Origin of the sequence: Aggregatibacter segnis ATCC 33393 (genome assembly GCF_000185305.1) — a bacterium.
In the GTDB taxonomy this organism is placed as follows: domain Bacteria; phylum Pseudomonadota; class Gammaproteobacteria; order Enterobacterales; family Pasteurellaceae; genus Aggregatibacter; species Aggregatibacter segnis.
In genome coordinates this window covers 1,662,330-1,686,084 of record NZ_GL622200.1, presented here as the reverse complement: position 1 = coordinate 1,686,084, position 23,755 = coordinate 1,662,330, and the positions used below count along the sequence as shown (strand labels likewise).

Sequence of the window (23,755 nt, the reverse complement as noted above, 5' to 3'; positions counted from 1 at the left end):
CATTTTATGCAAAAACAATCTATTTTCATGTTGAGTTTGCTCAGTACTGCATTATTTGTAAATAATGCAAACGCTGCGGTGGCTACACAACAGTTGGATGAAATTCGTGTTACAGCGGAAAGTCAAGTAAAACAGTCGCTTGGTGTTTCAATAGTGAGTGAAAAAGATTTAGCAAAACGCCCCGTCACCAATGATATTTCTGAGGTGTTACGAACAATGCCAGGGGTAAACTTAACTGGCAACTCAGCTACAGGGCAACGTGGAAATAAACGCCAAATTGATATTCGTGGAATGGGACCTGAAAATACGCTGATTTTAGTCGATGGAAAACCTGTGACTTCACGTAATGCGGAGCGTTATGGGGTGAGAGGAGAGCGAAATTCTCGCGGTGATAGTAACTGGATACCGATAGAGGCCATTGAATCTGTTGAGGTGTTGCGTGGTCCGGCAGCTGCACGTTATGGTTCGGGAGCAATGGGTGGTGTAGTAAATATTATTACCAAACCTGTCACCAATGATTTGCATGGGAGCGTAAGCTATTATACGAATCAACCGGAAGATAGAAAAGAAGGTGCGACGAATCGTGTAGGTTTCAATTTAAGCGGTGCACTAATTAAAGACATATTGCAATTCCGCCTATATGGTAACTGGAATAAGACTCAAGCGGACGATGTGGGCATTAATGGCGATCCGGCTATTGCAGGTCGTGAAGGTGTACGTAACAAAGATATTAACGGTCGTTTAGTTTGGAATATCAATGAGAAAAATAAATTAACCTTGGATTCTGGTTTCAGTCGCCAAGGCAATATTTACAACGGTGATACACAAAATAGCTCAGCAGGGCTTTACAATAATAAAAACTATCCTGAAACTAAAACGTTGGCAGGAAGCAAAGCTGAAACCGCTCGTTTATATCGTCAGAACTATGCTTTAACTTATGAAGGCAAATTCGATCATTTCGACAATAAAACTTATATTACTTTTGATAAAACTAAAAATAGCCGTTTACCAGAATACTTAGCAGGAGGTCCAGAGGGCAGTTATTCTAGTACATCAGCTTTTAGCGATTCTATTCTTAAAAATACGCGTTTTAGTTCAGAATTCTATATTCCGTTTACTTTCGGCGTCGAGCATATGCTGACGGTTGGTTTTGAAGGAGCACACAGTAGCTTAGACGATGCTTCCTCTATGACACAATTGCTCGGGGGAAGACGTGACCGTTCCGGTAAGGTTATTTATGATCTTCCAGAAACCTTACCGAGCGGTGTACATAATGTTCGCGGTGGGCATTCTAGTCAAAGTGAATGGGCTTTCTTTATTGAAGACAATATCTCAGCTACTAAGTCAATGGTTTTAACGCCATCGCTACGTTACGATTACAATACTTATTCCGGTTCGAATATCAGTGGAGGATTAAACTTTTTACAAGGTTTAACTGAACACTGGAAAATAAAAGGTGGCATTGCTCGCGCTTATAAAGCACCGAACCTCTATCAAACCAATCCGAACTATCTTTTATTTACCCTAGGCCAAGGTTGTCCAACCTATGTACCGAATGGCAAAACCTGTTATTTCCAAGGAAACAGCGAGATTAAACCGGAAACTAGCTGGAACAAGGAAATTGGTATTGAATATGATAAAGATGGTCTATTAGCCTCCATTGCCTATTTCCGCAACGATTACCGTAACAAAATTGTATCTGATGGCAAGTTTGTTGGTCTTAGTACTCTTGGAAACTATGTGTATAAATGGGGCAATGCAAACCGTGCGGTAATTGAAGGTTTGGAAGGAAACCTAACCTTGCCATTAATTGAAGATAAATTATCTTGGGTTAATAATTTCACCTATATGCATAAAACCAAAAATAAAGATACCGGCAACCCGCTTTCTATCGTGCCAAAATATACATTGAATTCCAGTTTGAACTATCAAATTACAGAGGCGTTCGATACCATGTTGACCTATACGCAATACGGCAAGCAAACTTCTCGTAAGAATCCGGAGAATCGAATGGAAAGTGGTAAGTTAGCAAATTCTTCTGATATCGGTAGCTATGCAATTTGGGGCTTAAGTGCTGGTTACAACTGGAAAAATACCGTGAGTGTTCGAGTTGGTGTAAATAACTTATTTGATAAACGACTTTATCGCTCTTCAAGTAGTACCAATTATAACGCGCATACTTACAATGAGCCGGGTCGTGCTTATTATGCAACGTTGAAATATACGTTTTAATTTCTTTCCTTGATAAATAAAAGTGCGGTTAAAAATGACCGCACTTTTTTTATGAAAAAGATTAAAAATCAAATTATTCGTTAATCCATACTACCGACGCCATTCTTCCTGTGACATTCTCTCGGCGATAAGAAAAGAATTTGTCTGCTTCAAGATAAGTGCAGTGTTCGCCGCCGCTGATTTGGGTAATACCAAGGGCGTTGAGGCGTTGCGTAGCGATTTGGTAAAGGTTGCCGAGGAATTTGTCTTTCGCTTTCGGATCTGCGATAAAGGCGGATGTGGCTTGGGGATCTTGGGCAACAAATTGATCGATAACTTCTTGACCTACTTGGAAAGCCGTTGGGCCAATAGCCGGTCCGAACCACGCTAAGATGTCTTCATGCGGACAGTGAAATTTGGCGACAGTTTGCTCTAACACGCCGTCGCATAATCCGCGCCAACCGGCATGGGCAGCGGCCACTTCCGTGCCCTGTTTATTGGTAAATAACACGGGCAAACAATCGGCAGTCATCACTAAACACACTTGATTCGGTTGGCAGGTATAAACCGCATCGGCATTGAAATCTTCCCCGTCATAAGGCAGGGTTAATACGCGCGTGCTATGAGTTTGGTTTAAGAACAACGGCATTTGTGGTAAATGGAATTTTTCTACCAATAAAGTGCGGTTGATTTTCACGGCGTTTTTATCGTCCTCTACATGATCACCCAAATTAAAACTGTCATAAGGCGCAAGGCTCACACCGCCATGGCGAAGCGTGGTGAACGCCTTCACGTTTTGAGGGACTTTCCAGTTCGGTTTAATGGCTTGCATATTAATAATCCAATTCGTCTTTGTGGAGAACATAATCCGCTTTTAAAGCGGTCACTAATTCCACAAAATCGTCCGGCAATGGTGCGTACCATTCCATCATTTCGCCGCTAATCGGGTGTTGTAAACGTAACATCACAGCATGTAGTGCCTGACGCTTAAAATTGCGTAGTACCTCCATGAGTTCTTCGCTGGCATTTTTTGGGGGACGCGGACGACCACCATAGGTTTGATCGCCTAATAACGGGTGGGCGATATGTGCCATGTGCACACGGATTTGGTGGGTGCGGCCAGTTTCTAAACGCAAACGCAAGCGCGTGTAATCGCGGAAACGTTCCATAATGCGATAGTGGGTAACGGCGGGTTTCCCCATCGGATGCACGGCCATATGAGTACGTTTGGTTGGGTGGCGTGCCATAGGCTCATCCACTGTGCCGCCTTTGGTCATGATGCCGCAGGCAACGGCTTCATATTCGCGGGTGATTTTGCGTTTTTGCAAATCACGTACCAGTTGCGTTTGCGCGGGAATAGTTTTTGCGACGACCATTAAACCCGTGGTGTCTTTATCTAAACGGTGTACAATGCCCGCGCGCGGCACTTCGGCAATTTGTGGGTAATGGTAAAGTAGCGCATTGAGAACAGTACCTTTAGGATTGCCTGCACCGGGGTGGACTACAAGATCTTTGGGTTTGTTGATAACGAGAATGTCCTCGTCTTCATAAACGATATTTAACGGAATAGCTTCCGGCTCAAAGCGGGTTTCATCTTCAATTTCTACAGTAATCTCAATGTGTTCGTCACCGTAAACTTTGGTACGTGGCACATTTTGCACGACACCGTTGACCAACACCAAATCCTCCTCAATCCATGTTTTTAAGCGGGAGCGGGAATAGTCGGGGAACAATTCCGCTAAGGTTTGGTCTAAGCGCTGTCCCATTTGTTGCGGTTGCACGGTGGCCGAGAGAGTAATTTGTGCCATAAATAAAAAATCCGTTAATCAAGTTTGCTTATTTAGCAATGTTCTATACAATATCGGGCAATTGTAACTCATTTCTCATTTTTCGTAAAAATAAGGATTCTATTCAATGCGTAAACTTAAATCCTTTGCATTGCTTACCGCTATGGCGTTGGCGGTGACCGCATGTTCAAGCTCTAAACAAGATGTAGAACAAGCACCGGAACAAACCTTATACAGCACAGGACAAACCTATTTGCAGGACGGTGATTATTCTCAGGCAATCCGTTATTTAAATGCTGTGAGTAGTCGTTTTCCGGGGAGTTCTTATAGCGAACAAGTACAATTAAATTTGATTTATGCCTACTATAAAACGCAGGACTACTCCGAAACCTTAGTCACCATTGATCGTTTTATTCAACGTTTCCCAAACAGTAGTCATTTAGACTATGCTCTTTATATGGCGGGTTTAACTAATTCTGCATTGGGTGATAATTTCTTCCAAGATTTCTTTGGTGTGGATCGCGCAACCCGTGAAAATACATCCATTAAAACGGCCTTTGCCAACTTCCAAAATTTAGTGCAACATTTCCCTAATAGTCCTTATACGCCGGATGCCTTGGCGCGTATGACTTACATTAAAGCGAGTCTTGCTCGTCATGAGTTAGCGATTGCGAAGTTTTATTTTAAACGTGATGCTTATGTGGCAACAGCAAATCGTGTGGTTTCTATGTTGAAACTGTATCCGGATACGCAAGCGACTTTGGATGCATTACCGTTGATGAAAGCATCTTATGAAAAGATGAACTTGACTCACTTAGCAGATCAAACCGCAAAAATTATTGCAGCTAATGAAGGCAAGAAATTTGATGAGCCGGAAAAACCAAAAGAACCGGAATTGAAAGCGCCACAATAATCCATAAAAAACCTCCGAATTTTCGGAGGTTTTTTTATCCCGCTAAAATTTGTTCTAACGGAATATCCCAGCTTTCGATTGGGAGTGCTTCTACTTGTTGGCATTGATGTGCTAAACCCACGGTGATGAAACGGCGTTGTGAGTTTTGTAACGTACGATCGTAAAATCCTCCCCCCATGCCTAGACGGTTTCCCCGCTTATCAAAGGCGACCAACGGCGTGAAGATCACATCTAATTGCTCAAGTGGAATTACATTTTGTACATTTAAGTGCGGTTCAAAAATCCTGAATTTATTGGCTTTCATCGGCGTATCAGGCAAGTAGCGCAGAAATAATAAATGACCACGAACAAAAGGATGCAGTACCGGCAAATAAATATGTTTTCCTTGTTGCCAAAGTTCGTTAATAAGCGGTTTTGTTGAAATTTCACCGTCGAAGGCAAGATAGAGCGCAATGTTCCTCGCCTGCTGTTGTTCGATAAGTTTTAGCGCCTGTTCAGTAATATGTTGCGCAGCTTGTTGCTGTTGAAGTGCGGTCAGTTTTTGCCGAGTTTCTCGCATTTGCTGACGAAGTTGTTGGCGAAGAGAGGCGGTTGAGGAAAATAAACGCATAGTTGTTGTTTGAGAGGACCCGAGGTGCCGTTGTGGATGGTCGGTCCTTGAACCCGACGGTTCAAGGGAATTAGTTGAAATCATTTTTAGGCTTCTTAGCGGAGCTAAGCCTGCACACCAATGACAGGAAACCAATTCATAAGATTAAAAGTATCGGCTCAGGGACGTAATCCACTGGCGAACACCTCAGGAATTTCTTTTATTCAATACTACTCGAAATTAGGTTTAATGACTAGCACTAATTCTTTTTCTCAGATGACATTTTGTTATCTGAAATTATCAGGAATTGAGCTTTTGTGCCCCGATATTTTCAAGAGAATGATCGAGCGGACGTAAAATTCTGTTTTTTAGCACATCCTCAATGAGATGCGTTTTTTGTTGCTCTTGCATAAGCTCAAAACTTAAATTTAAGGCGACGATGGAAAGGACCTTTTCAACTTGTAACATGCCGGTGCGCTCTTTCATTTCCAAGACGCGTTGATCTAATTCGCGGGCAGCGTTGCGTAAAGCTTCATGTTGTTCTTCCGGACAATTTAAACGTAATACCTGCCCTAAGACGGAAATTTCAATACTTTTTGATGACATTTTAGCCTCAAATTCCTTAATCAAAACTGCCTGTATTATGCCATAGGCAAAAAAACTTGCCAATTTCTAAACTGGTTGCCTGCGGTGTAGAATGATAAACTAAGCGTAATCTCAACAAGGATAATTTCAATGACAACAATTTCTTATCAAAACTTGAATCAACAACTCCAACAAGCCTCTATTCCACTTTCTGCCGCCGAATTACACGGCTTTTTGAGCGGCTTAATTTGCGGAGGCATTCAAGATCAAAGTTGGCAGCCATTACTCTATCAATTTACCAATGATAATCATGCCTATCCTACTGCGCTTTTAACGCAAGTTAGCGACATTTATCAACAAGTTCATCGCCAATTGGCGGACAATGAAGCTTTTGACTTTGAGCTTTGTTTGCCCGATACGGAAAATGTGTTTGAACAGGCGGATGGCTTAGCGGAATGGTCGAATCACTTTCTGCTCGGTTTAGGTTTGGCTCAACCGCATTTGGATAAAGAAAAAGGCGATATTGGCGAAGCCGTGGACGATTTACACGATATTTGCCAGTTAGGTTACGAAGAAGACGATGATCCTGAGGAACTGGCGCAAGCGGTGGAAGAGATCGTGGAATATGTGCGCACCATCGCCACCTTGTTTTTTACCCATTTCACCAAACAAGAAGACAAACAACCGACGTTACATTAATAAGGATACAATATGGATCTCGCATACATGGCAGCGTTACCGATGGAAGAATTTGCCCAACGCCGCGCTAAGGTTTTCGAACTAATGCAGGAAGATTCCTTATTTTTGGTGTTTTCCGACATAGAACGTCGCCGCAATGACGGCTGTGATTATCCTTTCCGTCAGGACAGTTATTTCTGGTATTTAACCGGTTTTAATGAGCCGAATTCGGCATTGTTATTGCGTAAACAGCAAGGTGAACAGCAGGCGATCATGTTTGTACGCCCGTCCGATAAATTACTGGAAATTTGGAACGGACGCCGTCTTGGCGTGGACAATGCGCCGCAAACGTTGTTGGTGGATACCGCTTATGCCATCGACGAGTTTGTGCCGCAGTTTAAAAATTTAGTACAAAAACAGACCGCACTTTATTATGCACCAAAGCAACAGCCTTGGGGTGATGCCTTGCTGGAACAAAGTGCGGTGGAGTTTTTGAGTGTTTTTAATTGGAAGCCGATGCTTGGTGAGATGCGCCTGTTCAAATCGGAAAATGAAATAGCGCTCATGCAACAAGCGGGGCAAATCAGTGCGCTTGCACACATTAAAGTTATGCAACAAACTCGCCCGAACCGTTTAGAATATGAAGTGGAAAGCGATATTTTGCATGAATTTAACCGCTTCGGTGCGCGTTATCCTTCCTATAACAGCATTATTGCTGGTGGTGAAAACGCCTGCATTTTGCATTATTCGGAAAATGATATGCCGTTGCGCGACGGCGATTTGGTGCTGATTGATGCAGGCTGCGAATTTGCCATGTATGCCGGCGATATTACCCGGACTTTCCCGGTGAATGGTCAATTTACCGAAGTGCAAAAAGCGATCTATGAGATTGTCCTACAAGCACAAAAACGCGCCATTGAATTGCTGGTACCGGGCGGCTCCATTGCGAAAGCGAATGAAGAAGTCATTCGTATTAAAACCGAAGGTTTGGTCCGTTTAGGTATTTTGAAAGGCGACGTAGATGAATTAATCGAACAAAAAGCCTATCGTGAATTTTATATGCACGGGTTAGGGCATTGGCTCGGTTTGGATGTACATGATGTGGGTGAATATGGTGAAAATCGCGATCGCACTTTGGAACCCGGCATGGTACTTACTGTAGAACCGGGATTGTATTTATCTAAAGAGGCGGATATTCCGGAACAATACAAAGGCATTGGCATTCGGATTGAAGACAATTTGTTGATTACCGATTACGGCAACAAAAATCTGACGTCTGCTGCACCGAAAGAAATTGCTGATATTGAAAAATTAATGGCAGATGCGTAATTTTTGGCGCGGTAAAAATAGCACTTAAAAACGTTCTGAAAAACGACCGCACTTTAGTTTCACGCTATCTGAAAAACGCCTATTTCAACAACGCCCGAACATGGATTTTAACTTGCTTTTTATGCGAAAAAGAGTACAATCCACGGGCTTTTTGTCTATATATACAGAGAAAAAAGTAAGTTTAACTCTCATTTAACTTTCGATATTTGAGGGTTTTCTTTTTGTAATCAAATAATTAGAGGAAGGTTATGGTAACCATTCGTTTATCTCGTGGCGGAGCTAAAAAACGCCCATTTTACCAAATCGTCGTTGCTGACAGCCGTTCACCACGTGACGGTCGTTTCATTGAGCGTGTTGGTTTCTTCAATCCAATCGCACAAGGCAATGCAGAACGTGTTCGTATCAATTTAGACCGTGTTAACCACTGGGTTAGTCAAGGTGCTTCATTGTCTGATCGCGTTGCGACTTTAGTAAAAGAAGCGCAAAAAGCTGCGTAATTTTACTTTTTTGAGGTGATGAATATGCAACAACAAAGAATCGAAACGGTCGGCAAATTAGGTTCGACTTATGGTATTCGCGGTTGGTTACGTATTTACTCATCCACAGAACAAGCTGAAAGTATCTTTGATTATCAACCTTGGTTTTTGAAAATCAAAGGGCAGTGGCAGCCAACCGAACTGGAAAACTGGCGTCATCATAATCACGAACTGATCGTTAAATTAAAGGGCGTGGATGATCGTGAGGCGGCGCAAACTCTTGCCAATGTGGAAATCGGTGTCGATTTATCAGTATTTCCGCAACTGGAAGAAGGGGATTACTACTGGCACGATTTAATTGGTTGTGCGGTGGTGAATCTGGAAGGTTATGCCATGGGAACGGTGACTGAAATGATGGAAACCGGTTCTAATGATGTATTGGTGGTAAAAGCCAATGTAAAAGATGCTTTCGGGAAACAAGAGCGGTTAATTCCGTTTTTGTATGAACAAGTAGTTAAAAGAGTCGATCCCGCCACTAAGACGATTACAGTGGATTGGGACGCTGGTTTCTAATCTCAGGTATGCCGTAGCGCTTTGCGGTAACATTAACATAAGGCTCAAAAGTTAAGGCTAAATTATGTGGATTGGGGTAATAAGTCTGTTCCCTGAAATGTTTAAAGCAATTACGGAATATGGGGTAACCGGCAGGGCTGTTAAGCAAAACCTGTTACAAGTGCGGTGCTGGAATCCAAGAGATTTTACGCACGATAAGCATAAAACCGTGGATGACCGTCCTTATGGCGGAGGTCCGGGAATGCTGATGATGGTGCAACCATTAAAGGACGCTATCGATTCAGCAAAAGAAGTAGCAGGCGAAGGTGCAAAAGTGATTTATCTCTCGCCGCAAGGTCGTAAACTCGATCAACAAGGCGTAGAGGAATTAGCGCAGAATCAGAAATTGATTTTGTTATGCGGCCGATATGAAGGCATTGATGAGCGTTTAATTGAAACGGTTGTTGATCAAGAATGGTCGGTAGGTGATTATGTCCTCACCGGCGGTGAATTACCGGCAATGACGTTAATTGATGCAGTTGCCCGATTTATCCCAGGTGTGCTTGGTAAACAAGCTTCCGCTGAGGAAGATTCGTTTGCCGACGGATTACTGGATTGTCCGCATTATACGCGTCCTGAAGTGCTTGATGGATTAACCGTGCCACCCGTGCTGATGTCGGGACACCATGAGGAAATTCGCAAATGGCGGTTAAAACAATCGTTATTGAGAACATGGTTACGACGCCCTGAGCTACTGGAAGGCCTAGCTCTGACTGACGAACAACGTAAGCTGTTAAAACAGGCGCAAGCCGAATATAACAGTAAACTCAGTTAAATCTAGGATCAAAAAGGATCAAAAATGTCTAACATCATTAAACAACTTGAACAAGAACAATTAAAACAAAACGTACCTAGCTTCCGTCCAGGTGACACATTAGAAGTTAAAGTATGGGTTGTTGAAGGTAGCAAACGTCGTTTGCAAGCATTCGAAGGCGTGGTTATTGCAATTCGTAACCGTGGCTTGCACTCTGCATTTACTGTACGCAAAATCTCCAACGGTGTTGGTGTTGAGCGTGTTTTCCAAACTCACTCTCCGGCAGTTGATAGCATCGTAGTGAAACGTAAAGGTGCGGTACGTAAAGCGAAACTTTACTACTTACGTGCACTTTCCGGTAAAGCGGCTCGTATCAAAGAGCGTTTGGGCGAATAATTTCGCAAACCAGAAAAAAGAAAAGGCTTGGATTTCCAAGCCTTTTTTATTTATGTTGATAAGCAATTAAATGTGCTTAATTCACATATTTGATTCGTGCATTATTTTTGTTTTCTTAAAAACTCTATGCCCGTATCCGGGAAGTCGGTAAAGACACCCGTTGCGCCTGATTTGTTTAACAAGGCATCATACATTTGGTTTACGTCAGTAAAGAATTCAGGCAATGCATCTTTACGCACGGTATATGGGTGCAATTCAACCTTATATTGCGCCAATTCTCTCACTAAAGGCGTATATTCAATTTGCCCCAGTTTGGATTTATCTTTGTCAATTAACATATACCAGCCTGGACCAACACCATCGGCATATTTTACAACTTCTGCCATGGCGCCTGGTTTGAACATCCAATCATAGTCATAATTTACCCATTTGCCTTTGGCATTTTTTTCTTCCGTTTCATGCCAATCGGTATATGCCACTAACTGGACAAGTTTTAAATCCATGCCCATTTTCGGTAGTAATTCCGTTCTAATACGTTTTAACTCATTGAAATCGAAAGTTTGCAAATAAACTAGATCACTTTTCTTGTCATAGCCGTATTTTTTTAACACTTTGAGAGTTTCTACAGCAATATCTTTGCCATTTTGGTGGTGGAACCAAGGCGCTTTTATTTCAGGGTAGATACCCACTTTTTTACCGGTGGATTTTTCTAAACCTTGGATAAATTCGATTTCATCTTCAAATGTATGAATTTTGAAATGAGATTGCCACAGAGGAAAACGTCCAGGGTAAACAGCGACCTGTTTTCCTTCCTTCATTTCAAAGTTTTCTGTCATATTCAAACTTTGAATTTCTTTTAATGTAAAGTCGATAACGTAGTAACGGCCGTCTTTACGATGACGATTTGGGAATTTTTTTGCAACATCAGTTAAACCGTCTAAGAAATGATCATGAATGACGACTAAGCGACCGTCTTTTGTCATCGCCAAATCTTGTTCTAAATAATCGGCTTGTTGTGCAAAAGCAAGCGCTTTAGATTCCAATGTATGCTCAGGTAAATAACCGCTTGCACCACGATGGGCAATAATAATTTTGTCTGATTTCATGTTGTTTACGGCGGATTGGTGGCTACAACCGGCTAATACGCCTGCTGCAATTAATGTAACGGCTAAGGTTTTTAATTTCATCAGCATTTCTCCCTGAAAGTGCGGTTGATTTTTTGGGTGTTTTTGATTCTACCCAAATGCAGCGACAGAAACTTATGTTGGATAAAATCATTTAACTTAAAAATTCATGTACAAAAAAGGCGCTAAGCTTTCGCCTGCGCCTTTGTATTGTTTAATTATTTAGTGCCGTAGGTGTCACCTATTTTAGCTTTGTGTTTGCCTTCTTCAATCATGACGATAAAGAGCAAGAGCACCGCGAGAACACCACCACCGATCATGACGTAGAAACCACCGTCCCAACCGTAGTGTTGTGCAGCCCAACCAATAACGGCAGAAGCTGATACTGTACCACCTAAGTAACCGAATAAACCGGTAAATCCTGCTGCTGTACCTGCCGCTTTTTTCGGTGCAAGTTCAAGAGCATGTAAGCCGATAAGCATAACCGGACCGTAGATTAAGAAACCGATTAAGGTCATTAAGATGAAGTCGGTTAATTGATATGGGTTTTCATACCACGCTGCGTAATTTGCTAATTCTGCTTCCGGTGTAGCTGGGTTCATCCAGTATGCCACTACAGCTGCTGTAGTTAAGATCATGAAGATGAAACCGGTTAAACCACGTTTACCTTTGAAGACTTTATCTGATACCCAACCACATAATAATGTACCTGGAACTGCGGCTAATTCATAGATTGTGTAAGCCCATGCGGTACCTTTGATGTTGAAGTGTTTTACTTCACTTAAGTAAACCGGAGACCATTTTAATACGCCGTAGCGGATTAAGTATACGAATACGTTAGCAATCGCGATGTACCATAACAATTTGTTTTTCAACACATAAGTTACGAAGATTTCTTTTGTACTTAAATCGTTTTCGTAAGTTTTTTCGTTATAGTCATCTGGGTAGTCATTACGCCATTTTTCGATTGATGGTAAACCACAAGATTGTGGAGTATCACGCATGACGAAGTAAACTGGAATTGCACAGAGCATTGCTGCAATACCCGGATAGTAGAGGGATTGTTGCCAAATGTCTTTTGCTTGTGCTTCGATACCATGAGTACTGAAGAAAACGGCACTTGCTAATAGCACCATTGCACCCGGCATCATACCACCGATGTTATGCGCTGTATTCCAGATAGATACGATAGTACCGCGTTCTGATTTAGACCACCAGTGTACCATTGTACGACCACATGGCGGCCAGCCCATCCCTTGGAACCAACCATTTAAGAAGATCATTACCCACATGATGGCTACGCCAGAGGTTGCCCATGGGAATAAACCCATCATGGTCATACAGAGACCAGAAAGCAATAAACCAAATGGTAAAAATACGCGAGGGTTTGAACGGTCAGACATACCTGCCATTACGAACTTAGATAAACCATAGGCAAGACCAGCCGCTGAGCCGATAACACCTAGTTGCGCTTTTGTGTACAAGCCCTGTTGAATTAAACCGGGTTGTGCTAAGTCAAAGTTTGCACGTACAAAATAGTAAGCGGCATAACCAAAGAAGATCCCTGCAAACACTTGCCAACGTAGGCGTTTGTAGGTGGAATCGATTTTGTCAGCCGGCAGCTCAGCAATATGTGGAGCTGGTTTAAATGGACCAAACATAAAATTCTCCAAGAGTTAAATAAGTAATATTGTCTTTATATGAAAAGAACGCAGGAATGATAAAGCAAATATAAAAACAGGAAAGCAAAATTATGGTGTTTTGTGAGAAATATCACAAAAATAATCGCACTTTTGATTGAATACGAAATGTTTGTCGTTGCTAAATGAACATCAGCTGTTCATTTTCGCTCATAAATTGTAGGGGTAAATAAAAAAATAAGCGCTATTCTAAGCGCTTATTTTTATCTGGATGAGAAAAAGTGCGGTCAAAAATCGCCTCACTTTTTCAATATCTTACTCGCTAAATCAGCCTAACCGTTGGCGGACGATTTCAAACAAACAAACACCGGTCGCTACGGAGACATTGAGAGATGAAACCGAGCCGGCCATTGGAATGCTGATCAGTTGATCGCAATGCTCACGGGTTAAGCGGCGCATGCCTTCGCCTTCTGCCCCCATGACCAATGCCAAGGCACCAGTGAGCTTGGTTTGATAGAGGGTTTCGGTGGCTTCACCGGCGGTGCCAACAACCCATACATTGTGTCGTTCTTGTAGATCACGCAGGGTACGGGCAAGGTTAGTCACTCGAATAAGCGGGACATTTTCTGCTGCGCCACAGGCGACCTTTCGTGCAGTAGAATTAAGTTGGGCAGATTTATCTTTCGGCACAATCACCGCACTTACGCCTGCAGCATCTGCCGTTCGCAAACAAGCACCAAGGTTATGTGGATCGGTGACACCATCTAAAACCAATAACAAAGGCACGTTGCGCGTTTCGAGTAAACGATCCAAATCATGCTCATTTAATTCAGGTAACGAGTGCACTCGCGCAATAATGCCTTGGTGCACTTCACCCTCTGCTTTTTTGTCCAACGTTTGACGATTCAAAAACTGAACAGAAATACCAAGTCGTTGAATTTCATTAATTAAGGGTTGCAAACGTTGGTCGTCTCGGCCTTTTAACGCTAACACTTCAATTAAACGTTCCGGATGATTAGAGACAAATGCTTTTACTGCATGGATGCCATAAATTGTTTCACTCATGTTTTTTCTTTACCTTGTTCGTTTTGGTGGCTTTCGGTTTCATTTTAGATACGTGACTTTTTTTGACCGCACTTTTTTCTGCTTTTGCCTTTTTCTTGGTCGACGTCTTCTTGGAAGGCTTTACTTCGGTTTTCTTGGCTTTCGTTCGTGCCGTTTTACCACTACGTTTCGGCTTGCGTTCACTTGAAATTAAGGAAAAATCAATTTGTTTTTGTTCTAAACTCACGGCTTCTACACGCACTTTCACGGCATCACCGAGTCGGAAAATCATGCCGTTGTTTTCACCAATAAGGCGTTGTTTCGGCATATCGAATAAGTAGTAGTCATTCGCCAAACCGGAAATATGCACTAAGCCATCGATAAACAGATCATTCAAACGGACAAAGAAGCCGAAACCGGTCACGGAAGAAATGACACCGTCAAATTCTTCGCCCACATGATCTTGCATGTATTCGCATTTTAGCCAATCGGCGACTTCACGGGTGGCATCGTCGGCACGGCGTTCTGTGGAGGAACAATGTGCGCCAAAGACATCCATTTCCTCAAGTTGATAATGATATCCGCCGGTGTCGGTGGTTTTACGTTTAGAACCTTTCTTTTTCGCTAATAAATATTTAATGCTGCGGTGCAAGGTTAAATCGGGATAACGGCGAATCGGTGAGGTGAAATGAGCATATTCTTCTAGCGCCAATCCGAAGTGGCCGATGTTGTCGGCGCTGTAAACCGCTTGGCTCATGGAACGTAACAACATGGTTTGAATTAATTCATGATCCGGGCGTTGTTTAATCTGTTCAAGTAACTGTGCGTAATCCATCGGTGTCGGTTTATTCCCACCGGATAGACTCAAGCCACATTCCGCCAAGAAACTGCGAAATGCCGTGAGTTTTTCTTCACTTGGTACGGCATGAATGCGGTATAGCGCCGGTTCTTGATGTTTCGCCATGAAGTTGGCAGACGCAATATTTGCCAAAATCATACATTCTTCAATGATTTTATGGGCATCGTTACGCACAACCGGCTCAATACGTTCAATACGTCCCAACGCATTGAAAATAAATTTACTTTCAATGGTTTCAAATTCAATGGCACCACGTTGCTGGCGGGCTTTCACTAATGCTTGATACATGTCATGCAGATCTTGCAAATGAGGCGCTAATGAGGCGTAACGTTCACAAAGTGCGGTGTCTTTTTCCAGTATTTTTGCCACTTTGTTATAGGTTAAACGGGCATGGGAATTCATCACTGCTTCGTAAAATTGATAGTCTGTCATTTTGCCTTTAGCGGAGAGCGTGATTTCACACACCATGCATAAGCGATCCACTTGCGGATTTAACGAGCACAAACCATTGGAGAGTTTTTCCGGCAACATCGGTACGACGCGATTTGGAAAATAGACGGAATTGCCTCGATTATAGGCTTCTGTGTCCAATGCGCTTTTCGGTCGAACGTAATAGCTTACATCAGCAATGGCCACCCAAAGTTTCCAGCCTTTGCCTTGTTTTTGGCAAAATACCGCATCGTCAAAATCGCGTGCATCTTCTCCATCAATGGTCACTAACGGCAAGTCACGCAAATCTACACGACTACGTTTAGCCTCTTCAGGCACGTTTTCAGCCCATTTTTTAAGTTGTTTTTCTACCGCACTTGGGAAACTGTGGGGAATATCATGTTTACGAATGGCAATTTCCACTTCCATGCCCTTCGCCATATTGTCACCCAGTACTTCGGTAATTTTGCCGATAGGTTGGAAAAACGGCGCTGTACGCGGGTGGAGTTCCACCACTACGACTTGCCCCATGCGGGCACCAAGACGGGCGTTATCAGGAATTAAAATATCGCGTGTAATACGGCTGTCGTCCGGCACTACATAACCTATGCCTTGCTCAAGGAAAAAACGACCGACAATTTGTTTTTTATTCGCTTCCAATACACGCACAATGCGCACTTCCGGACGACCTTTGCGGTCAAATCCGTTAGGTTGCGCCAACACATAATCGCCGTGCATGACTTTCTGCATTTGCACATTGGGAATAAAAAAGTCTTCTTTTTTTCCTTCGACTTGTAAAAAACCGAAGCCTTCTCGATGGCCTATCACCATGCCTTTAAGTAAATCCAGTTTTTCCGGTAAGGCATAACATTTGCGTTTGGTGAACACTAACTGGCCGTCATTTTCCATGGCGCGTAAACGACGGCGCATGGCTTCTTGTTGTTCTTCATTTACAATGGCAAGGGTTTTAAAAATCTCCTCTTTGCTCATAGGAGAATTCTGTTTGCGAATCACTTGCAGAATAAAGTCACGACTCGGAATCGGATTGTCATATTTTGCCAATTCCTTTGCATAATTCGGATCTTGCAATATCGCTTTGTTTGTTTTTTTCGCCATAATTTTCTTTTCATCAAATAAAGTGCGGTCAGTTTACACGCTGTTTTGTCTAAAGCAAGGGAAATTGCGGTTCGGTAGCTTGTGGAAAAGCATCAAGCTCATCGTTAAATTGTAATTTTTTGCCGCTGAAACATAAAATTTTCTGTTATAGGCGCGCATTTTTTGGTACATTTAGCGCAATTTTTTAACGCTCGAAAATGAGCTTGTTTTATTCAATTTAGTTCAGTGGAATACGTATGTTATTTAAAAAAATTCGCGGTTTATTTTCTAACGATCTTTCAATCGATCTTGGTACAGCAAATACATTAATTTATGTGAAAGGACAGGGTATTGTTCTTGATGAGCCTTCCGTCGTAGCGATTCGTCGCGATCGTAGCGGCTCATTAAAAAGCATTGCTGCGGTAGGTAAAGAAGCGAAACAAATGTTAGGGCGTACACCGAAAAGTATCGAAGCTATCCGTCCGATGAAAGATGGCGTGATTGCAGACTTTTTCGTGACCGAAAAAATGTTGCAGTACTTTATTAAACAGGTTCACAGCGGCAACTTCATGCGTCCAAGTCCGCGTGTGTTGATTTGTGTGCCGGCAGGTGCAACTCAAGTAGAACGTCGTGCGATTAAAGAATCTGCCATGGGGGCTGGTGCTCGCGAAGTGTATTTAATCGAAGAACCAATGGCAGCAGCTATTGGGGCGAAGTTACCGGTTTCGACTGCAACAGGTTCCATGGTCATTGATATCGGTGGTGGTACGACAGAAGTTGCAGTAATTTCTTTAAACGGCATCGTTTATTCTTCTTCTGTGCGCATTGGTGGTGACAGTTTTGATGAAGCTATCGTGTCTTATGTGCGTAAAAACTTTGGTTCCATTATTGGTGAACCAACCGCTGAACGTATTAAACAAGAAATTGGTATTGCGTACATTCAAGAAGGCGATGAAGTCAAACAAATGGAAGTGCATTGTTCCAATATTGCAGAAGGTGCACCACGTTCCATTACCTTAACCTCTCAAGATGTTTTAGAGGCGATTCGCCAACCATTGAGTGGCATTGTCGCGGCAGTACGTACTGCATTAGAAGAATGCCAACCGGAACATGCTGCCGATATTTTCGAGCGCGGCATGGTGTTGACCGGTGGTGGTGCTTTGTTACGCAATATTGATATATTGTTAGCGAAAGAATCCGGCGTGCCGACGATTGTGGCAGAAGATCCGCTTACTTGTGTTGCTCGTGGCGGCGGTGAGGCCTTGGATATGATTGATATGCACGGCGGCGATATTTTCAGCGACGAAATTTAAGCTTGATGAACAAGAAAAAGTGCGGTTAAAAATGACCGCACTTTTATTTAGTCGGAATTGACGACAATGAAACCTATCTTCGGTAAGACCCCTCCCTTAGGATTGAAACTCTTTTTAGCTGTTACCGCTTCTGTCGGTTTAATCCTATCTGACGGACAAACGAATGCGATAATTCAAGCCCGCGGCTTTCTAGAAACAGCGGTCGGTAGTCTCTATTATTTAGCAAATACACCTCGTGCGGTGTTAGATGGTGTTTCTGATAATTTGGTGGATACCAATAAACTGCAAATTGAAAATCGCGTGTTAAAAGAGCAATTGCGTGAAAAAAATGCCGATTTACTGTTGCTTGATCAGTTAAGAGTTGAAAACCAACGTTTACGTTTATTACTAAATTCACCATTACGAACCGACGAATACAAAAAAATTGCAGAAGTATTGACTGCCGAAACAGATGTTTATCGTCAACAAATCGTGATCAATCAAGGTGAAAAAGACGGGGCTTATGTCGGTCAGCCGGTGATTGATGAGAAAGGCGTCGTTGGACAAATTATTTCAGTGGGGGAAAACACCAGCCGTATTTTGTTGATTACGGATGTGACGCATGCCGTTCCGGTTCAAGTATTGCGTAATGACGTACGTTTGATCGCTAACGGAACAGGACATAGTGATGAATTGACGTTAGATAATGTGCCGCGTTCCGTTGATATTCAAAAAGGCGATTTATTAGTCACATCGGGTTTAGGCGGGCGTTTCTTGGAAGGCTATCCGGTGGCGATCGTGGAATCAGTTTCCAGAAATGGAAAAAATTATTTTGCGACAGTAACGGCAAAACCCTTGGCTTCTATTGATAAATTGCGTTATGTGCTTTTATTGTGGCCAACGAATGAAGATATGCGTAAAGCGAAAACCATTACGCCGGAAGAAGTGCGTAAGGTGGTTCAACAACGTCTTGATAATCAAGGGGCCGAAGCCAATAAAGTGAAGAAAACCGTTGTCCCGGTAGAGAATGACCCGAGCAATAATATGACTTCGCCATTACCAACTGAATACATGCCGGCAGAAGCACCAACGGATTCGCAAAATGAGATGAATCATCCACCGTTACCAAATCAATCTCACAGAGAGGAAGATTAATGCAAGGTCGATTTTTCTTTCAATGTCTTGTGCTGACGGCAATTTTTACGATTGCTTTAGTGATGGAATTGGCGCCATGGCCATCTGGTTTCCAGAGTTTTAAACCGGCATGGATTGTTTTGGTGTTTGCCTATTGGGCGTTGTCAATTCCGCATAAAGTCAATATTGGGTGGGCGTTTATTATCGGTATTATCTGGGATATGGTGCTTGGCTCAACACTTGGTGTGCATGCCTTAGTGATGTCCTTATTCGCGTATCTCATTACTCGACATCATTTACGGTTGCGCAACCTTTCCTTATGGATGCAAAGTTTGTTGCTGGTGGGCTTCGTTTTTGCTATTCGAGTCAGTATTTTCTTGATTGAATTTGTTTTGCATAGCGCCAATTTTAACTGGCAAGAAATTTTCGGGGCGTTAGCCAGTGGTGTACTTTGGCCTTGGATTTTCTTACTTCTCAGAAAAATCCGTCGTTATTTAAGTTTGAGTTAATGTGCGCAGAAAATTCACTGAATTTTCTGACCGCACTTTACCTTAACTAAACCTTTTCATACCAAATACGGTTCACATAGAGCTGAATCTTACCGGAAGGCGTTTCTACGGTAATTTCATCGTCTTCTTCTTTACCAATTAAGGCGCGAGCTACCGGTGAATCAATGGAAATCCAGTTTTTCGCCGGATCAAATTCATCACAGCCCACAATACGATATTGTTTAACTTCGCCATCTTCGTTTTCTAGCTCCACCCACGCACCGAAAAACACTTTTCCTTCTTGCTTCGGGGAATAATCCACGATTTGTAGTACTTCCAGCCGTTTAGTGAGAAAGCGTACACGGCGATCAATTTCCCGTAATCGGCGTTTACCGTAAATATATTCCGCGTTTTCACTGCGATCGCCCAATGCGGCAGCATCAGATACCGCCTGTGTGACTTGCGGGCGTTCTTCTTTCCATAAAAATTTTAATTCCCGATCCAACACATTCCAGCCTTGTCGGGTAATGTAATTTGACTTTGCCATCATCCTGTCCTCAATTGCCGTAAAATTATACCGAAAAAGGAACAAACATTTGAGCCTCTTGCGCAAAAACAGTATGCTATGCCCGTTTTTTCATTATTAAGAAGTACATATCATGTTAAACCAGCAAATTAGCCAACTTATCGCGCAAGAGTTAAATGTACGCGATAGTCAAATTCTTGCCGCCATTCAATTATTAGACGATGGAAACACGATTCCTTTTATTGCCCGTTATCGTAAAGAAGCCACCGGCGGCCTAGACGACACCCAATTGCGTCATTTTGAAACCCGCTTAATTTATTTACGCGAATTGGAAGACCGTCGCCAAACTATTCTGAAATCCATTGAAGAACAAGGCAAATTAACGGATGAATTGCGTGACAAAATCCAAGCTACGCAAAGCAAAACCGAGTTGGAAGATTTGTATTTACCGTTTAAACCCAAACGCCGTACGAAAGGTCAAATTGCCATTGAGGCGGGGCTTGAGCCATTGGCGGATTTGCTTTGGAATGAGCCAAAAACATCGCCGGAAAGCACCGCGCTTGATTATGTAAATGCAGAGAAAGGCGTACCAGATGTTAAGGCTGCATTAGACGGAGCTCGTTATATTTTGATGGAACGTTTTGCCGAAGATGCTGGATTATTGGCGAAAGTGCGTGATTATTTAAGCAAAAATGCGCTGATTGTTTCTAAAGTGATTGAGGGTAAAGAGGCGGAAGGTGCGAAATTCCAAGATTATTTTGATCACCAAGAGCTGCTTAAAAATGTGCCGTCTCATCGTGCTTTGGCGATGTTCCGTGGCCGTAATGAAGGCATTTTACAATTAAGTTTAAATGCGGATCCTGAAGCGGAAGAGGGGAGTCGCCAGAGTTATTGCGAAGAGATTATTCGTGATTATTTAGGTGTTCGTTTTAATGACCAACCTGCCGATAAATGGCGTGAGCAAGTGATTGCTTGGACATGGAAAATTAAAGTGGCCTTGCATTTGGAAACGGAACTTATGGCAACCTTGCGTGAGAAAGCGGAAGATGAAGCTATTGATGTGTTTGCACGAAATCTGACCGCACTTTTAATGGCTGCACCGGCAGGCGCCAAGAACACGATGGGGTTAGACCCGGGGCTACGTACCGGCGTGAAAGTGGCTGTGGTGGATAACACTGGTAAGTTATTGGCAACCGATACCATTTATCCCCACACTGGGCAGATGGAGCGTGCGATGTTGTCTATTTTCCAATTAATTAAACAACACAACGTGGAATTGATTGCTATCGGAAATGGGACAGCCTCTCGTGAGACTGAACGTTTCGCCAAAGATGTGATCAAGGAAATTAAAGAAAATAAACCACAAACAGTGGTGGTGAGCGAAGCGGGTGCTTCCGTCTATTCCGCTTCCGAATTGGCAGCACAGGAATTTCCGGATTTGGATGTATCCTTGCGTGGAGCCGTGTCAATCGCTCGTCGTTTGCAGGATCCGTTGGCAGAATTGGTGAAAATTGAGCCGAAAGCCATTGGTGTGGGGCAGTATCAACATGACGTGAATCAAAGCCAATTAGCGCGTAAACTAGATGCGGTGGTGGAAGACTGTGTAAATGCAGTCGGGGTGGATCTCAACACCGCCTCTGTACCGTTATTAGCCCGTGTGGCGGGGATGACCAAAACGATAGCGCAGAATATTGTGACATACCGTGATGAAAACGGGCGTTTTGACAGCCGTGAGCAACTGAAAAAAGTTCCGCGTTTAGGCCCTAAAGCCTTTGAACAATGCGCAGGGTTTATGCGTATCGCCGCAGGCAACAATCCATTAGATGCCTCCGGCGTACATCCGGAAGCCTATCCTGTGGTGGAAAAAATCCTGCAAGCAACAGAGCAATCGATTCTGGATTTAATGGGCAATGCCAGTTTAGTGCGCCAGCTTGATGCAAAACAGTTTACCGATGAGCAATTTGGTTTGCCGACGGTTCAAGATATTTTCAAAGAATTGGAAAAACCGGGGCGCGACCCGCGCGGTGAATTTAAAACTGCCACCTTTGCTGAGGGTGTGGAAGAAATCACAGATTTGAAAGCAGGTATGATCTTAGAAGGTACGGTAACTAACGTGACCAATTTCGGTGCCTTTGTGGATATTGGTGTACACCAAGACGGCTTGGTTCATATTTCTTCCCTCAGTGATAAATTCGTGGAAGATCCGCATCAAGTGGTGAAAACCGGCGATGTCGTAAAAGTGAAAGTATTGGAAGTGGATGTGGCACGTCGTCGTATTGCATTAACCATGCGTTTAGATGAAAGTGCGGTGAAAAATGACGGAAAATCTGACCGTACTTTATCCGCAAAATCGCGTTCAGATAATGCCCGCCAAGATCGTAGTAATCCACGAGTAAATAATGCGATGGGCAATGCCTTTGCGGATGCGTTGAAGAATTGGAAGAAATAGTAAATGCTAGTTTACTAAAAATATTTAAAAAAATGACCGCACTTTATTTCATTAAAGTGCGGTCATTTTTTATTGTGTTTTCACCAGATTCGTTTTATCAACATGATGAAAACAAAAAGGCGTACCATTCGATACGCCTTTCTAATTAGGTTTATTATCAATTATTTGATAATTTTAGCTACCACACCAGCACCTACTGTACGGCCACCTTCACGGATAGCGAAACGTAAACCTTGGTCCATCGCGATTGGGTGGATTAAGGATACGGTCATTTTGATGTTATCGCCAGGCATAACCATTTCCACGCCTTCCGGTAACTCGATAGTACCGGTTACGTCAGTTGTACGGAAATAGAATTGTGGACGGTAACCTTTGAAGAATGGAGTATGACGACCACCTTCTTCTTTAGATAATACGTACACTTCAGATTCGAAGTCAGTGTGTGGAGTGATTGAACCCGGTTTCGCTAATACTTGACCACGTTCGATTTCTTCACGTTTAGTACCACGTAATAATGCACCGATGTTTTCACCTGCACGACCTTCGTCAAGTAATTTACGGAACATTTCAACACCGGTTACGGTTGTTTTCGCAGTTGGTTTGATACCAACGATTTCAACTTCATCACCGGTACGGATGATACCACGCTCTACACGACCTGTTACTACAGTACCACGACCAGAGATTGAGAACACGTCTTCAATTGGAAGAAGGAACGGTTGGTCGATTGCACGCTCAGGTTCAGGAATGTAAGTATCTAATGCTTGAGCTAATTCAAGGATTTTTTCTTCCCATTCTGCTACGCCGTTTAACGCTTGTAATGCAGAACCACGAATGATTGGAGTATCATCACCTGGGAAGTCATATTGAGAAAGAAGTTCACGAACTTCCATTTCAACTAATTCTAATAACTCTTCGTCATCTACCATGTCGCATTTGTTTAAGAATACGATGATGTAAGGAACACCTACTTGGCGACCTAATAAGATGTGCTCACGAGTTTGTGGCATAGGACCATCAGTTGCTGCTACTACTAAGATAGCACCATCCATTTGTGCCGCACCGGTAATCATGTTTTTAACATAGTCGGCGTGTCCCGGACAGTCAACGTGTGCGTAGTGACGTGTTGGTGTGTCGTATTCAACGTGGGATGTGTTGATGGTGATACCACGCGCTTTTTCTTCCGGCGCGTTATCGATTTGGTCGAATGCACGAGCTGCACCACCGTAGTGTTTTGCTAATACGGTTGTGATAGCTGCAGTTAAAGTGGTTTTACCATGGTCAACGTGGCCGATTGTACCCACGTTAACGTGCGGTTTTGTACGTTCAAATTTTTCTTTAGACA

Annotated in this window: 22 protein-coding genes and 1 other RNA gene; 12 read left to right on the top strand and 11 right to left on the bottom strand. The window is 42.9% G+C overall.

Annotated features, from left to right (window positions below; genetic code table 11):
* Positions 1-6 precede the first annotated feature (6 nt).
* On the top strand, positions 7-2,232 hold the full coding sequence (locus HMPREF9064_RS01580) for a FepA family TonB-dependent siderophore receptor (RefSeq protein WP_006719387.1): 2,226 nt from the start codon (positions 7-9) through the stop codon (positions 2,230-2,232).
* Between the two features lie 73 nt (positions 2,233-2,305).
* On the opposite strand, the gene pgeF is transcribed toward HMPREF9064_RS01580, so the two are convergent.
* Positions 2,306-3,043, bottom strand: a complete 738-nt coding sequence (pgeF, locus tag HMPREF9064_RS01585; RefSeq protein ID WP_032997988.1) for a peptidoglycan editing factor PgeF — start codon at positions 3,041-3,043, stop codon at positions 2,306-2,308.
* Position 3,044: 1 nt separating this feature from the next.
* Entirely contained in the window at positions 3,045-4,019 is a 975-nt protein-coding gene (rluD, locus tag HMPREF9064_RS01590; RefSeq protein ID WP_006719382.1) for a 23S rRNA pseudouridine(1911/1915/1917) synthase RluD, read from the bottom strand.
* Between the two features lie 106 nt (positions 4,020-4,125).
* Here rluD and HMPREF9064_RS01595 point away from each other — a divergent pair, with 106 nt between their 5' ends.
* On the top strand, positions 4,126-4,911 hold the full coding sequence (locus tag HMPREF9064_RS01595) for an outer membrane protein assembly factor BamD (RefSeq protein ID WP_006719379.1): 786 nt from the start codon (positions 4,126-4,128) through the stop codon (positions 4,909-4,911).
* Between the two features lie 34 nt (positions 4,912-4,945).
* On the opposite strand, the gene HMPREF9064_RS01600 is transcribed toward HMPREF9064_RS01595, so the two are convergent.
* The 3 genes from HMPREF9064_RS01600 to HMPREF9064_RS01605 all read right to left on the bottom strand — a co-directional run bounded on the left by HMPREF9064_RS01600 (position 4,946) and on the right by HMPREF9064_RS01605 (position 6,106).
* On the bottom strand, positions 4,946-5,521 hold the full coding sequence (locus tag HMPREF9064_RS01600) for a 5-formyltetrahydrofolate cyclo-ligase (RefSeq protein WP_006719378.1): 576 nt from the start codon (positions 5,519-5,521) through the stop codon (positions 4,946-4,948).
* A 12-nt stretch (positions 5,522-5,533) separates the two neighbouring features.
* Positions 5,534-5,717: non-coding RNA, 6S RNA (gene ssrS / locus HMPREF9064_RS09845), on the bottom strand.
* Positions 5,718-5,800: 83 nt separating this feature from the next.
* Positions 5,801-6,106, bottom strand: coding sequence for a cell division protein ZapA (locus HMPREF9064_RS01605; RefSeq protein ID WP_032997987.1), 306 nt, complete (start codon positions 6,104-6,106; stop codon positions 5,801-5,803).
* A gap of 129 nt (positions 6,107-6,235) precedes the next feature.
* Between HMPREF9064_RS01605 and HMPREF9064_RS01610 the strand changes: the two genes are divergently transcribed.
* The 6 genes from HMPREF9064_RS01610 (at position 6,236) to rplS (ending at position 10,330) form a co-directional block, all read left to right on the top strand.
* Positions 6,236-6,784, top strand: a complete 549-nt coding sequence (locus HMPREF9064_RS01610; protein WP_006719374.1) for a YecA/YgfB family protein — start codon at positions 6,236-6,238, stop codon at positions 6,782-6,784.
* A gap of 12 nt (positions 6,785-6,796) precedes the next feature.
* Complete coding sequence (gene pepP, locus HMPREF9064_RS01615; protein ID WP_006719371.1) at positions 6,797-8,092, top strand: Xaa-Pro aminopeptidase; 1,296 nt, start codon at positions 6,797-6,799, stop codon at positions 8,090-8,092.
* A gap of 248 nt (positions 8,093-8,340) precedes the next feature.
* On the top strand, positions 8,341-8,589 hold the full coding sequence (gene rpsP, locus HMPREF9064_RS01620; protein ID WP_006719370.1) for a 30S ribosomal protein S16: 249 nt from the start codon (positions 8,341-8,343) through the stop codon (positions 8,587-8,589).
* Positions 8,590-8,613: 24 nt separating this feature from the next.
* A complete protein-coding gene (gene rimM, locus HMPREF9064_RS01625; protein ID WP_032997986.1) occupies positions 8,614-9,141 on the top strand; it encodes a ribosome maturation factor RimM in 528 nt (175 codons plus the stop codon).
* Positions 9,142-9,205: 64 nt separating this feature from the next.
* Positions 9,206-9,955, top strand: a complete 750-nt coding sequence (gene trmD / locus HMPREF9064_RS01630) for a tRNA (guanosine(37)-N1)-methyltransferase TrmD (RefSeq protein ID WP_006719366.1) — start codon at positions 9,206-9,208, stop codon at positions 9,953-9,955.
* 24 nt (positions 9,956-9,979) lie between these two features.
* A complete protein-coding gene (gene rplS / locus HMPREF9064_RS01635; protein ID WP_006719364.1) occupies positions 9,980-10,330 on the top strand; it encodes a 50S ribosomal protein L19 in 351 nt (116 codons plus the stop codon).
* 101 nt (positions 10,331-10,431) lie between these two features.
* On the opposite strand, the gene glpQ is transcribed toward rplS, so the two are convergent.
* The 4 genes from glpQ to rnr all read right to left on the bottom strand — a co-directional run bounded on the left by glpQ (position 10,432) and on the right by rnr (position 16,542).
* Positions 10,432-11,517 (bottom strand): glycerophosphodiester phosphodiesterase, encoded by a 1,086-nt coding sequence (glpQ, locus tag HMPREF9064_RS01640; protein ID WP_032997985.1) that lies wholly within the window; start codon positions 11,515-11,517, stop codon positions 10,432-10,434.
* A gap of 155 nt (positions 11,518-11,672) precedes the next feature.
* Entirely contained in the window at positions 11,673-13,115 is a 1,443-nt protein-coding gene (gene glpT, locus HMPREF9064_RS01645) for a glycerol-3-phosphate transporter (RefSeq protein WP_006719361.1), read from the bottom strand.
* Positions 13,116-13,421: 306 nt separating this feature from the next.
* Positions 13,422-14,159, bottom strand: coding sequence for a 23S rRNA (guanosine(2251)-2'-O)-methyltransferase RlmB (gene rlmB, locus HMPREF9064_RS01650; protein WP_006719359.1), 738 nt, complete (start codon positions 14,157-14,159; stop codon positions 13,422-13,424).
* Complete coding sequence (gene rnr, locus HMPREF9064_RS01655) at positions 14,152-16,542, bottom strand: ribonuclease R (protein WP_006719356.1); 2,391 nt, start codon at positions 16,540-16,542, stop codon at positions 14,152-14,154. The genes rlmB and rnr overlap by 8 nt, the downstream gene beginning before the upstream one ends.
* Before the next feature lie 236 nt (positions 16,543-16,778).
* On the opposite strand from rnr, the gene HMPREF9064_RS01660 reads away from it, so the two are divergent.
* The 3 genes from HMPREF9064_RS01660 to mreD all read left to right on the top strand — a co-directional run bounded on the left by HMPREF9064_RS01660 (position 16,779) and on the right by mreD (position 19,456).
* Positions 16,779-17,834 (top strand): rod shape-determining protein, encoded by a 1,056-nt coding sequence (locus tag HMPREF9064_RS01660; protein ID WP_006719353.1) that lies wholly within the window; start codon positions 16,779-16,781, stop codon positions 17,832-17,834.
* A 66-nt stretch (positions 17,835-17,900) separates the two neighbouring features.
* Complete coding sequence (gene mreC / locus HMPREF9064_RS01665) at positions 17,901-18,968, top strand: rod shape-determining protein MreC (protein ID WP_006719351.1); 1,068 nt, start codon at positions 17,901-17,903, stop codon at positions 18,966-18,968.
* Positions 18,968-19,456, top strand: coding sequence for a rod shape-determining protein MreD (gene mreD, locus HMPREF9064_RS01670; protein ID WP_006719349.1), 489 nt, complete (start codon positions 18,968-18,970; stop codon positions 19,454-19,456). The genes mreC and mreD overlap by 1 nt, the downstream gene beginning before the upstream one ends.
* 46 nt (positions 19,457-19,502) lie before the next feature.
* Here mreD and greB read toward each other — a convergent pair whose 3' ends face one another.
* The gene (greB, locus tag HMPREF9064_RS01675; protein WP_032997984.1) at positions 19,503-19,982 is read right to left on the bottom strand and encodes a transcription elongation factor GreB; all 480 of its coding nucleotides are present in this window, start codon (positions 19,980-19,982) and stop codon (positions 19,503-19,505) included.
* A 112-nt stretch (positions 19,983-20,094) separates the two neighbouring features.
* On the opposite strand from greB, the gene HMPREF9064_RS01680 reads away from it, so the two are divergent.
* Positions 20,095-22,410 carry a Tex family protein gene (locus HMPREF9064_RS01680; protein WP_006719345.1) on the top strand — a complete coding sequence of 772 codons (2,316 nt, stop codon included), beginning with the start codon at positions 20,095-20,097 and terminating at the stop codon, positions 22,408-22,410.
* A gap of 161 nt (positions 22,411-22,571) precedes the next feature.
* On the opposite strand, the gene tuf is transcribed toward HMPREF9064_RS01680, so the two are convergent.
* On the bottom strand, positions 22,572-23,714 hold the full coding sequence (gene tuf, locus HMPREF9064_RS01685; RefSeq protein ID WP_204100856.1) for an elongation factor Tu: 1,143 nt from the start codon (positions 23,712-23,714) through the stop codon (positions 22,572-22,574).
* Positions 23,715-23,755: the final 41 nt, after the last annotated feature.